Here is a 12,648-nt window from a genome sequence, read left to right on the forward strand (position 1 = left end):
GGATGGGAGCGGATTTTTTATGCCTTACTGATTTGCGAAGTCAGTTTGTGCAGCAGGGCTTCGCTGGTAGTTTCACCACCATTGGTGTTTTGAGAAAAATCTTAGGAGCTCAGGATTGCCCTTCCGTTAAGAACAGCGGCATTGGCAAAAGGGACAGTTTGCGCAGTTGTCCCCTTATGCCCATTCATGGTGATTCTAGTGGCTAGGTGATGTCGTGCTCTTCGAGATTGGTTGCGCGCTTTTCATCTATATGCTGTAGAAATTTTCCTTTCAACATTGATCGTTCATTATTCGACGATCCACGGAGAACGTTAAATGCATCCCCTATACAGTCCCTTATCGCATCTAATGAACTAGTTGGTGCTTCAAAATAGTACAAGCTCAAGAGTCTGATAAAGATTGCTTGCGTGACAATATTGTTGCTTCCAGATTCTTTAAGTAGTTTTCGTATCGCTTGTATGCTGTGCTTGTTTAAGTTTTCTATAGTCAGCATTGTGGAAAGGAAGCTAATACATTGGCTTGAATTTTTCGTTTCAGTTAAAATGAAAGTTTCAAGTTTTGGAGTGGCTAAAGATTCCGCCATTAATGAAGAGATTAATTGCGGGATCATTAGTTTTATGAAGTTCTTAAACTGGCCTGGAGTTAGCGATCCAAATTGTGCTGGTAGTTCATCTGGAAACTCTTTCGGATCTGTTTCATGTAGGTAATTGGTTGTTGAAACGATGATTTTTGACCAAAGGGTCAACACATCATTTAGACAGGACCTCTTCAGCTCAATGTCATCGATGAGTTCGCTATTTCTTAGTATGTTTGAATATGCTTTCAATGCACCAATAAAATGCATATTGGTTGACAGTGGGGCAGCCGGATGCCTTTGTCTCGCATGGTCATGATCAATAGATGCTTTCGATGGAACCTCTGTTTCTTCAATAAATTTCGTTCTGTCGTTGTCATTAACCGGTATATTTAAAAAGTCGTCCTCAATTTTAGTAAGGGTTTCCTCTTGGTTAAAAACACCCAGTTCTTTTCCGTGAGTCTCAAATAGCGATATATCAATTTCAAATTCGGATGAGATCAATAATTGATGGCAGCACTCTTTCGCCATAATAAGAATGTCTTTTCGATCTCGATGCAGGCCTGTAAGTAAGTCGAGTTCGGTTGTGTATTTTGCGATTGAAATTGGCGTTAGAACCTTTGCTAAGGCCTCTTTGCTATCTGCAAGTTTATTTGCTAGAAAAAAGGCCCTAAAGCAGTCAAATTTAAAAGTGATTTTTTGATTGCTTTCATACAGCAATCCTTTCCTTAGGAGTTCCTCCGTAAATCCCCGTGATGGATCAGCGAGACCCCGTTTTTTAAAATAAGATGAAACAAATATCTCAAACTCGTTTGAATTTATCCATTCCACGCTTACCTCATCCATAGCTGTAGAAAGCTCGGAGAGAAAATGCGATTGGATGTTCGAGTCATAGTTCGAGCGAGATTTTGATTCTGTAAATTTTTCCAATAGGCCGAAAATTAACGCCTCTATGGCTGATGCTTGATTTATAAGCTTTGCTGAAGGCTGCTGCTCTATTACCCAAAGGAGTATGGAAACCAAAAATGGTGTTTGTGGTACATTTAATTTGGACAGTAATTTTTTTACAAGAGCAAATTTTTCTTCAGAGTTTTGATCGTGCTCACCGAACCATTTTCGTACCAGTTCTTTAGTTTGTTTTCTCTTGAATGAGTGTATGTATATAGGGGTCGGGTTTTTGCTTAATGAAGGTAATTTTTCAAGGCTTAGATCATCTTGTACCTCTTCGTTTGTAGCCAATATATAGCGTGGAGCAGGGTATTTGTCTCTAAATTCTTCAATTATTTTTCGATGTGCTGCATTATGAATGTTGAAGCTGTCAAAGATAACAAGTGCTTCACCATTCTCTAATAAGCTGATCAAATCCCTCTTGGTAATTTCATTTCCTATGAACTCAATCGCTTGAGTGAGAATGGCTGCGATAGTTAACTTGGGAAGTACTGTTATGTCAATTAAGAGGCCTATCCTTGCATTGCCATGAAATTCCATGAAGCGGTTAACAGCAATGTGATTAAGCAAGGTTGATTTGCCTGATTCTCTTTTTCCAATAAACATAATGTCTATTTTTTCTTGGGATAAGCTGTGCAGACTTACAAAATCATCGGTGCCATTTGTATCTAAGCTTTCGCTCGCGGAAAGATTTTTTTCGCTTTTTTTGGCAAGAGGGGGTTCAACAAAGATTGATGATAAATGTTTAGGGGCGATATCAGAAGCTGAAAAAGATAGAAGCTTAGAGTTAGCTTTTTCTAAAGCTGCATTTATTGCGGTACTAGAAATTGAGGTTTTTGACACGCCATTGTTTTTCGATATGTTAAACTCAAATACGCCATTTTCAGCGAACCTTGGAGATATATCAAACACATTTCGCTGGCTGTAGTACTCTCGCGCTTCTATTCGCCACGTATTATTTTCATTACAAATATCTATGATGGAGTAGCCGTTATAGTGATCTCTGCTTTCATAAATGCATCCTGTATTGCTAATAAATAGATTTCCTAGTGTCGACGTTGTGTGGCCTGCATTGTTATCATGGTTGTGGCCGCATAGTAAAGCGTCGAAGTTCGTGGCTAGCACTCTTTGTATTCTGTTTTTTTCGTCGGGTGCAAGCCAGTCTAAAGTATGGTGCATTAGGGCAATTTTTATATCGCAATCACGTATTCCCTCTAGTGCGAGCTCAATCTGCCGTTCGCCTACGTATAAATTGTTTCTATCTTTACTTCCTCCGCCGCTGGTCCGCCAAGTACTGTTTAGTGAAGCTACTCCTATTTTTATAGGATCAATTTTGAAGGCTTTTGTAGTAAAAAGTATATTTTCTTGATACGTTGATGAGTCTATTTTTTTTGAGAGCTCGATATAACCATCTAAGTGTCCCCAAATAGCGTTATTGCCTTTATTAAGCAAGTTGTCAACTAGCTTGTTTGCGTCTTCAGAGTTTTTTACGTTGGAGAATATAGACTCGTATATTTCTTCTCTGGCTTTTAGATTTATGTCGTGATTTCCTGGGCAGCAAAGAAATTCTACTGCCGAGTTGGCTGCGTTGAGTATTTTCCTTATTACTGTCTCTTGGGCCTGTATCGCAGTTTTGGAGGTGTCGCCTCTGTTGGCGATATCCCCGGTGCATAATATCGCATCAATTTTCTTTTTCTTATTTTCTGCCGTTATATCTTCGCATAACGCCGCTATTGTGCGGGCGTGATCGGCACTGTTAGTTATGTGTAAGTCGGAAATATGTAGGATTCGCATTGTTCTATCCCTTGATTGAAATCCAGATGTGAACTTCTGCTCTGGCTGATATGCAGAAGCTCGTCGGAGCTTGGCAAATCAGTCTGCTGAGTAGCTGAATCTATGAGTCCATGCTCGAAATGGCGAAAACTCTGAAAATGTAAGCTGTCGAAATCGCAAGCGAAATGTGGAAAATAATTTGTAGAATTCGATACGCATAAAATCCCATCCCAATACTTATACAAACTGTCTCGGAATATCGCCGCGTGAGGCGAATTTCCTTTGTTACACAGCGCTAAGCCAGTTGTGAACATCGGCCATCTGCTGCTGGCGCGATGCCAGTATCAGTAGGGTAAATTACCTAACGGATAGTAAATCGCACAAGTATTTATTAGGCGTAGCGCATAGAAGCAATGATTACAACATCGGTGATGCTTGCCGAATCGTTCGTTGCTGAGCCTGCTGAGAAAGTGAACCGAAAATTTTGACGAAGGTGACGCGCATTTCTTTGTGCGGGACCACCGCATTACCAGCAAGGCTGGCGTGTATGCGGAGCCGGCGTTTGCGATTGCGTTTAAGGATGCGCGTATGGTTTTGCCACGATGCAGGCGAAGAACAAGCAGTTGGCGTTTATGACGGGGATTCAGGACAAGTCGATTCAGATCAAGGGCAACCCGGCGCTGGTGATCTGGTTTCAGGGGTTGACCAAGTATTTGAAGCCGCGGAAGGCCAAGCCGAAGGCATAGGTCTTTCAGGTAGCTCGCCGGGATTGTTCGAGAGCAAGCTCGCCTTTACAGCCATCCGACTCAGAAGGTTCGCGGGCGTCGCGTGGCTGGGCCTCTAAGTCGCTGAACGGATCAAGTGTCATGCGCTACGTTTCTGCGCGCGCCTCTCCTGCAGATAGCGTCCTTGCAGCGCCAGGATCTCAGACTTGCTCAGAACGCCTTTTCTCTTGAGATTGACGAGCAACTGTTCGATGCCATCCAACTCAACGAAATCGCCAGCCAAGCGGGTAATGTTCACGGCCATACGGCTCAGGTCGTCAGGATCAGCAGTAGCCTCGTGATCTTTAGCAAGCTTGCGGATTTGACTTGCAACACTCATCGGAAAGCCCTCTATTTGCAGTCGAATCATAGCGGGGCTCAGGTTTGAGGTGGTCAGGTAAACCGAGTTGGATTCATCGCGAGCAGGCTCGCTCCCACAGGGATTTAGGTGATCCTTGTGGGAGCGAGCCTGCTCGCGATGCTTTTCAGGCCTGACTGAATTGCGAAGCCAGTTCGCGCAACAGAACTTCAGCCTCAAGCACTTTGCTGACCACGTCGTTGGCCTTGTCGCGAGTCAGGCCTACGCGTTCCAGCAACGCATCCGGGATGTCTTCATCCGGCCCGGAGCCAATCCCGCGTCCACGCAGCAATCGCACAGCCAAACACACGAGGTTCGGGTATTCGGCGTAGTCGCCGTCGTAGCTTGGGTCGTGCTGGAAGCGCAGGGCGGTGGCCAGTTCGTCGGGCATGTCCCAGTAGCGCATCAGCCACGCGCCGATCTGTTCGCGGCTGATGCCCAGCAGGTGTTGTTCCACGTAGCTGTGGCACAGGTGCGGGTTGACTTCCAGGTGGCGGCAGATCAGTGAGAAGTGCGGCGGGAATACGTGGGCCAACAGCAAGTAGCCGAAGTTGTGCAGCAGGCCGGCGAGGTAGGTCAGGCCGGCTTCGGGGCGCCGGGCGCGAGGCATGGCGCGGGTCAGGCCTTCGATGACGGCGGCGGTGTAGATCGATTGCTGCCAATACGGCGTGGTGTGTTGCGGGTGGTCTTTGGGCAGGCTCAGGGTTTTGCCGAGGGCCAGGCCCAGCGCCAGGTTGATCACCAGATCGAAGCCCAGCACGCGGACGATGGCGTCTTCCACTGAACGAATCTTGCCTGGCGAGGCGTAGTACGGCGACGCGGCCCAGCTGACGACTTGTGCGGCCAGGGCCGGGTCGGTTTCGACGACGCCGGTGATGTCGTCGATGGTGGCGTTAGGGTCGACCCGCAGTTTGATGATTTTTTGAGCGGTCTCGGCCAGCGGTGGAATCTCGATGGTCGCTTCCAGACGCTGCTGGATGCGCCGCGCGGTGAACGCTTGAACGGCCTGGGTGATTTCCTCGCGGTCATCGTCGGGACGGTCGAGGTTCGGGCGGATGCGGTTCACGGCTTCGCCGAAATTGCCGGCGCTGGCCTTGGTCAGCATGGTTTTGAAAGCGTCGCTGGAGATTTCCAGCAACACGCCCGGCTCGCCCGAGTTGATCAGCAACGTCGGTTCGCGCAGCAGGCTTTCTTCATACAGACACGGCGAGCTGGTGAGTGCCGGCAGGCCGGGCAGCAGGCTCAGGTTGTGCTTGCCGAGCATCTTTACCAGGCGTTCGGTGGATACGGCGGTCAACCGGCGACCGGTGAGTTCGGCGAGGCGGTTGAGGTCGAGCAATTGGCTCTGCGAAAACAGCACCATGAGCGCGCCGACGGCATCGTCCAGCAACACTGCCTGCACTTTACGCGCGGCGTTCAGGCCGTGATGATCGAGGACTTCTTCGTAAGCGATGCCCAGTTTGCCGAGCAGCAGCCGAATAACAGACGGAGCGTGCGGGGTTTCGGGGGCGAGGGCAGCTTCTGTCATGGTCTGTATCCGGTTGCAAACAATTGCAGGAGTATAACCAGCTTGTTTAAAGCCAGGGCCCAGAAACTGCGACAGTGCTCACACTTGTCCGTATTGCTGCCCATGGCGTAGCCAGCGGTCGAGCAGCGGGCTGACGTGATCTGGCCAACGCTCGAGCAGTGCCTGAGCGGCGTCGCGTACGGCGGGCAATAAATCGGCGTCGCGCATCAGGTCGGCGACCTTGAATTGCAGCAGACCGGTCTGGCGTGTGCCGAGCATTTCACCAGGGCCGCGCAGTTCGAGATCTTTTTCGGCGATGACAAAACCGTCGTTGGTTTCGCGCATGATGCCCAGGCGCTGACGGCCGATCTGCGACAGCGGCGGATGGTAAAGCAGCACGCAATGGCTGACGGCGCTACCCCGGCCGACGCGGCCACGCAGTTGGTGCAGCTGTGCGAGGCCGAGGCGTTCGGGGTTTTCGATGATCATCAGACTGGCGTTGGGCACGTCGACGCCGACTTCGATCACCGTGGTGGCGACCAGCAGTTGCAGGTTGCCGGCCTTGAACTCGGCCATGACGGCGGCTTTCTCGGCGGGTTTCATGCGACCGTGGATCAAACCGACTTTCAACTCGCCGAGGGCGGCGGTGAGGTCTTCGTAAGTGGTTTCGGCGGCCTGACAGGTCAACTCTTCAGACTCTTCGATCAGCGTGCACACCCAATAGGCTTGTCGCCCTTCGGCACAGGCGCCGCGCACCCGTTCGATCACTTCGACACGACGGGTGTCGGTGACCAGCACCGTGTTCACCGGCGTGCGGCCGGGCGGCAGTTCGTCGAGGATCGAGGTGTCGAGGTCGGCGTAGGCGCTCATGGCCAGCGTCCGGGGAATCGGCGTGGCAGTCATGATCAGCTGGTGTGGACACATCCGTCCGCCGACGCCTTTCTGTCGCAATGCCAGACGCTGCTGCACGCCGAAGCGGTGTTGTTCGTCGATGATTGCCAGCGCCAGGTTCTTGAACTGCACTTCTTCCTGGAACAGCGCATGGGTGCCGACCACCATTGGCGTACCGTTGGCGATTTGCTCCAGCGCGGCTATGCGGTTTTTACCCTTGAGCTTGCCGGCCAGCCACGCGACTTCGATGCCCAGCGGTTCGAGCCAGCGCTTGAAGGTGATGAAGTGCTGCTCGGCGAGAATTTCGGTGGGCGCCATCAGTGCGACTTGGTATCCGGCCTCCAGCGCTTGCAGCGCGGCGAGGGCAGCGACCACGGTTTTACCGGCGCCAACGTCGCCCTGAATCAGCCGCAACATAGGCTCGTGCTGACTGAGGTCGTAAGCGATTTCGTTGCCGACCCGTTGCTGGGCGCCGGTCGGCGTGAAGCCAAGGTTGGCCAAATACTGAGCAGGCAGCTTCGTGGCTTTCGGCATCGCCGGGGCACGCAGGGCGCGCATGCTCTCGCGCAGGCGCTGCTGGGACAGTTGATGGGTCAACAGTTCTTCGAAGGCCAGCCGATGTTGCGCCCAGTGATGACCGAGGGCGAGTTCGTCGACGTCGGCATCGGCGGGCGGGTGATGCAGGTAGCGGATCGCATCGGCCAACGGCGCCAGTTGATAGTCCCGGGCCAGCTCTTTCGGTAGCCAGTCGGGCAGGCTGCTGGGGCCGAGCAAAGTCAGGGTTTGCATGCACAACTGGCGCAAACGCTGCTGGGTCAGGCCTTCGGTGAGCGGGTAGACCGGGGTCAGGGTTTCATCCACCGGCGGCGGCTCGTCGCCGGTGATGGCGCGGTATTCCGGGTGGTAGATCTCCAGCCCCGATGCACCGGGCCGTGCTTCGCCGTAGCAGCGAATGCGCGTGCCGCGTTTGAGGCCTTCTTTCTGGGCGTTGCTGAAATGATAAAAGCGCAGGCTGAGCCCGCCGGTACCGTCCTGCAGACGGACAACCAGGCTGCGGCGTCGGCCCATGACCACGTCGGCGCCGCTGACGGTGCCTTCGATCACAGCGTCTTGCCCGGGTCGCAAATGGCCTATCGGGACTACGCGAGTGCGGTCCTGATAACGCAACGGCAGGTGAAACAGCACGTCCTGGAGATTCTCCAGGCCGACCTTGGCCAGTTTCTCGGCCATGGCTTCGCCGACACCCTTGAGTGCCGTCACCGACACTTGCGACAACTCGGTCATGGCAGCGACTTAACCGGCCACCACCGGCGCTGGCGGCTTGGCCACCGAGCACAGGCGAATGGAGTCGGCGAGAATTTCAATCGCCTTCGGCCGCGGGAAGCTCGCGCGCCAGGCGATGGCCACGGTGCGGAATGGTACTGGCGCGCTCAATGGGCGCACTTCGATTACGCCGGGGGCGTAGTGGTGGCTGTCCACCGCTGAGAGCGGCAGGATCGAAATGCCCAGGCCGGACGCGACCATGTGGCGAATGGTTTCCAGTGAGCTGGATTCCACTGTGGTGTGCTTGGCGCCGTCGTTGCCTTTGGCCAGGGTCGGGCAGGCTTCCAGCACTTGATCGCGGAAGCAGTGGCCTTCGCCGAGCAGCAGCAGGCTCTTGTCGTTGAGCAGGGCGGCGTCGATGGATTCTTTTTGGGTCCACGGGTGCTGGGCCGGCATCAAGACGTAGAACGGCTCGTCGTAGAGTTGCAAGGTCAGCACGTCGGCTTCGTTGAACGGCAGGGCGATGATGATCGCGTCGAGTTCGCCGTTGCGCAGTTTGTCGCGCAGCACGTGGGTGAAGTTTTCTTCGATGTACAACGGCATCTGCGGGGCGACCCGGTGCAGTTGTGGAATCAGATGCGGGAACAGGTACGGGCCGACGGTATAGATCGCGCCGACTTTCAGCGGCGCGGTCAGCTGGTTCTTGCCGGCCTGGGCCAGTTCGCGGATGCCTTGGGCCTGCTCCAGGACTTTCTGTGCCTGGGCGACAATGCCTTCGCCGACCGGGGTCAGGCGCACGGCGCTCTTGCTGCGCTCGAAAATCAGCACACCGAGTTCGTCTTCAAGCTTTTTCACGCCCACCGACAGGGTCGGTTGGCTGACGTGGCAACGCTCAGCCGCATGGCCGAAGTGCTGCTCTTGGGCGAGGGTAACGATGTAGCGTAATTCTGTCAGAGTCATAGCAAGCGTCCATGAAGTTGCGGGCCAAGCATACCGGCTGCAATCGATAGACGCACGTTATCAGACTGAGTGTGTTGAGTGACACAGGGCAATGCGGGTTTGGCGTTTCCGGATATGCAAAAGGCACCTTTCGGTGCCTTTTTGGCGAGATCGCGGATCTTTCTGAAGTAAGCATGACCCCTGTGGGAGCGGGCTTGCCCGCGATGAGGCCATTCACATCCAACATCTTTGTTGGCTGTTATATCGCTATCGCGGGCAAGCCCGCTCCCACAGGGTTTTGTATTACTTCTTAACGGCGGCGTTCCAGCGAGTAAACAAACGGTGCAACGATTTCGATGGAGCCGTTGTTCAGCATGTCGGCCGGTGGCTTGGGCAGCGGTTGGGCGCGGCGGATCATTTCCAGGGTAGCCCGGTCCAGATCGGCGTTGCCGGAGCGGCCCACCAGTTCGAACGACAACACATTGCCTTCAGCATCCACTACGAAGCGCAGACGATTCAAACCTTCCTTGCCCCGCGCCTGTGCACTGGCCGGGTACTTTTTGTACTTGGCCAGGTGCGCGAGCAGGGTGCCTTGCCAGCTGGCCTTGGCGGCTTGCTGCGCTGGCGATGGACCGGGTGCCGGCTGAGCGGATTTCTCCGTCGGTGCCTGGGTCGGTTGCGCGTCGCTCGGTTTTTCCTCGGAAGGTTTCTCCTTTGGCGGCTCCGGCTTCTTCTCCACAGGCTTGGGCGGTTGAGGCTTCGGTTTGGGTTTGACCGGCTTCGGCACGGCAATCTCGGCCTTCGGCGCTTCAGCGAGTTTCGGCAGCGGCAGTTCTTCCACCGGGGCCGGTGGTTGCGGCGGCGTGATCACCTTCGGCGGTGCGGGCGGTGGTGGGGCTGGAACCGGCGCCAGTTCGACCATCATCGCCTGCGGCGGCAACTCGATCGGCGGGCGCGACGTCCAGTTCAGCGCCAGCGCAATGGCCAGCGCATGGACGCCCAGCACCACGGCCAGGCTCCCGCTGTAACGCGTCAGCTTTTGGCGCGTGTTGATCATTTCTTGGCTGCCGTCTCGAGTCCGACTAGGCCGACCTTCAGATAACCGGCGGCGCGCAGGGCGTCCATCACGCTCATCAAGTCGCCGTAGTCCACGCCTTTGTCGGCCTGGAAGAAGATCGTCGTGTCTTTCTTGCCTTTGGTTTTGGCGTCGAGGGTGGCGCCAAGGGTCTCGGCCTTCACTTCGTCTTCGCCGAGGAACAGGCGCTGGTCAGCTTTCACGCTGAGGAACACCGGTTTCTCTGGCCGCGGCGCCGGTTTGGCGGTGGAAGCGGGCAGGTCGACCTTGATGTCCACGGTCGCCAGCGGGGCGGCCACCATGAAGATGATCAACAGCACCAGCATCACGTCGATGAACGGCGTGACGTTGATTTCGTGGTTCTCGGCCAGATCGTCGTCTGCGCCTTCTTTCAAATGCAGGCCCATGGCCGATTACCCCACTTTCACCATGTGCGGTTGCGAGCTACTGCGCTCGGCCGGCAGGTGGTCGAGATCACGGCTGACCAGCAGCAGGACTTCTGCCGAGGCGTCAGACACTTGCGCCTTGTAACCGGCGATGGAGCGGGCGAAGACGTTGTAGATGACCACCGCAGGAATCGCTGCAACCAGCCCCAGCGCGGTTGCCAGCAGGGCTTCGGCAATGCCGGGAGCCACGACGGCGAGGTTGGTGGTCTGGGTTTTGGCGATGCCGATGAAGCTGTTCATGATGCCCCACACAGTGCCGAACAGGCCGACGAACGGTGCGGTGGAACCGATGGTGGCGAGTACGCCGGTGCCGCTGCTCATGTTGCGACCGCAGGCGGCGACGAGGCGCTCGAGGCGGAAGCTCACGCGTTCCTTGATGCCTTCCTTCTCGCGGCTATTGGCCGACAGGCGCATTTCTTCCAGCGCGTCGTGGACCAGCAGGTTGGCGAGAGTGCCTTCCTTGGCCGCTGTCGCGCTGGCTTCTTTAAGGGTGGCGGCTTTTTTCAGGTGGACGATTTCAGTGCGCAGACGACGCTTGGCGCCCATCAGCTCGAAGCCCTTGGCGATCCAGATGGTCCAGGTGATGATCGAGGCGATGGCCAAGCCGATCATCACGATCTTCACGATGATGTCGGCGTTCTGGTACATGCCCCACGGCGACAAGTCATGGGCCATGCCCAGGGTGTTATCAGCTTCGAGGACTTCCGGTACGTCAGCGGCGTCTACGGCCTGGACCGGATCGGTCGCGGCCGGTGTCACGGCAGGCGCGGCGGGTGTTTGAGCGGCAGCAGGCTGTGTGGCCGGCGCTTGTGCATCGGCGAAGGCGGCGGTCGGCGCCAGCATCAGGCTGAGCAGCAGGGCGGCCACCGCGCTCCAGGCGCGAGGTCGTTTGGTTGGCGAAGCGGGGAATTGATTGGGTGTCATGCTGGCCGGACCTGAAAGGAAAAAAACGGTAAATGTTCTTCCAGGCCTCGTGAGGCCGAGAACAAAAGTGGCGTGCATTATTGCAAGTAATTCTTGTTAACAAAAGTAATAGAGTATCTTTTTTTCCTTCATTGCTAGCCGCTCGTCCCTTGCCGGCGCTAGTCTGTAGCTTTCCGATAGGAGTTTTCTGATGTCCGCGCCTTCTGTTTTGATCGCCGGCTGCGGTGATGTCGGCAGTCGTCTGGCCACGCAATTGCTGGTTTCGGGGTGGGAGGTTCACGGCTTGCGGCGTGACGTATCACGTCTACCCGAGGGTGTGATTGGCGTTGCCGGCGACTTGTTCAATAAAGACTGTCCGGCGACCTGGCCAATCGGTGCGGTGGATTACCTGGTGTATTGCGCGGCCGCGACCGATCACGATGAAACCGGTTACCGCGCCGCCTATGTTCAGGGTTTGCGGCATGTGCTGGAGTGGCTGGACGACTATGGCCAGGCGCCTAAACGCCTGCTGTTCGTTTCCAGCAGTAGTGTTTACGGCCAGCAGGAGGGCGAGTGGATCGACGAGACCTCGCCGGCCGTGGCGGCTGGCTATTCCGGGCGTGTGATGCTCGAAGCCGAGCAGGTTGCTCTCGATAGCGGCATGCCGGCCAGCATCGTGCGCCTGACCGGTATTTACGGTCCGGGCCGCGAATGGCTGCTGACCCAGGTTCGCCAGGGTTATCGCGTGGCGATCGATCCACCGTTGTATGCCAACCGCATTCACGTCGATGACGCGGCGGGGTTGCTGGCGTTTCTGCTTGAGGCGGATCAGCGTGGCGTGACGCTGGATGATGTCTATATAGGCGTCGACGATGCGCCCGCATCATTGGCGGATGTGGTGGGCTGGTTGCGTGAATATCTGGGTGTGACCGAATGGGCCGACGATGCGAGCGTGCGTCGTGCCGGCAGCAAGCGCTGCAGCAATGCCCGGGCGAAGGCGTTGGGCTGGGTGCCGAAGTATCCGAGCTTCCGCGAAGGTTATGCCGCGATCCTCGAAGGCCGCTGCTGAAATCCAGTCACACACAACAACTGTGGGAGCGGGCTTGCCCGCGATGAGGCCATAACATTCAACATCCAGGTTGACTGTTTCACCGCCATCGCGGGCAAGCCCACTCCCACAGGGTTATCTGTTTGCTTCAGATTCGGG

Annotated in this window: 9 protein-coding genes and 1 pseudogene; 2 read left to right on the forward strand and 8 right to left on the reverse strand. The window is 55.2% G+C overall.

The window, feature by feature from the left end:
* Positions 1-202: 202 nt before the first annotated feature.
* Positions 203-3,316 carry a metallophosphoesterase gene (locus tag NHU87_RS04655; protein WP_253546063.1) on the reverse strand — a complete coding sequence of 1,038 codons (3,114 nt, stop codon included), beginning with the start codon at positions 3,314-3,316 and terminating at the stop codon, positions 203-205.
* A gap of 480 nt (positions 3,317-3,796) precedes the next feature.
* Between NHU87_RS04655 and NHU87_RS04660 the strand changes: the two are divergent.
* Positions 3,797-4,041, forward strand: a pseudogene (locus NHU87_RS04660) (helicase); the annotation flags it as partial.
* A 118-nt stretch (positions 4,042-4,159) separates the two neighbouring features.
* Here the strand turns inward: NHU87_RS04660 and NHU87_RS04665 are convergent.
* The 7 genes from NHU87_RS04665 to exbB all read right to left on the reverse strand — a co-directional run bounded on the left by NHU87_RS04665 (position 4,160) and on the right by exbB (position 11,462).
* Positions 4,160-4,429: a hypothetical protein gene (locus NHU87_RS04665; protein WP_253546065.1), complete on the reverse strand. Its 270-nt coding sequence runs from the start codon at positions 4,427-4,429 to the stop codon at positions 4,160-4,162.
* 115 nt (positions 4,430-4,544) lie between these two features.
* On the reverse strand, positions 4,545-5,945 hold the full coding sequence (locus NHU87_RS04670; protein ID WP_253546067.1) for an aminoacyl-tRNA deacylase and HDOD domain-containing protein: 1,401 nt from the start codon (positions 5,943-5,945) through the stop codon (positions 4,545-4,547).
* Positions 5,946-6,023: 78 nt separating this feature from the next.
* Positions 6,024-8,099 (reverse strand): ATP-dependent DNA helicase RecG, encoded by a 2,076-nt coding sequence (gene recG, locus NHU87_RS04675; protein ID WP_253546069.1) that lies wholly within the window; start codon positions 8,097-8,099, stop codon positions 6,024-6,026.
* Between the two features lie 9 nt (positions 8,100-8,108).
* Positions 8,109-9,038, reverse strand: coding sequence for a hydrogen peroxide-inducible genes activator (locus tag NHU87_RS04680; RefSeq protein WP_008007618.1), 930 nt, complete (start codon positions 9,036-9,038; stop codon positions 8,109-8,111).
* Positions 9,039-9,327: 289 nt separating this feature from the next.
* Positions 9,328-10,074 carry an energy transducer TonB family protein gene (locus tag NHU87_RS04685; RefSeq protein ID WP_038980715.1) on the reverse strand — a complete coding sequence of 249 codons (747 nt, stop codon included), beginning with the start codon at positions 10,072-10,074 and terminating at the stop codon, positions 9,328-9,330.
* Positions 10,071-10,499, reverse strand: coding sequence for a TonB system transport protein ExbD (gene exbD, locus NHU87_RS04690; protein WP_038980717.1), 429 nt, complete (start codon positions 10,497-10,499; stop codon positions 10,071-10,073). The genes NHU87_RS04685 and exbD overlap by 4 nt, the downstream gene beginning before the upstream one ends.
* Positions 10,500-10,505: 6 nt before the next feature.
* Positions 10,506-11,462, reverse strand: coding sequence for a tonB-system energizer ExbB (exbB, locus tag NHU87_RS04695; RefSeq protein WP_253546071.1), 957 nt, complete (start codon positions 11,460-11,462; stop codon positions 10,506-10,508).
* A gap of 190 nt (positions 11,463-11,652) precedes the next feature.
* Between exbB and NHU87_RS04700 the strand changes: the two genes are divergently transcribed.
* Entirely contained in the window at positions 11,653-12,510 is an 858-nt protein-coding gene (locus NHU87_RS04700) for an SDR family oxidoreductase (RefSeq protein WP_253546073.1), read from the forward strand.
* The last annotated feature ends 138 nt before the right edge of the window (positions 12,511-12,648 follow it).

It is taken from the genome of Pseudomonas mandelii, from assembly GCF_024138395.1.
GTDB classification, from domain to species: Bacteria; Pseudomonadota; Gammaproteobacteria; order Pseudomonadales; family Pseudomonadaceae; genus Aquipseudomonas; species Aquipseudomonas mandelii_E.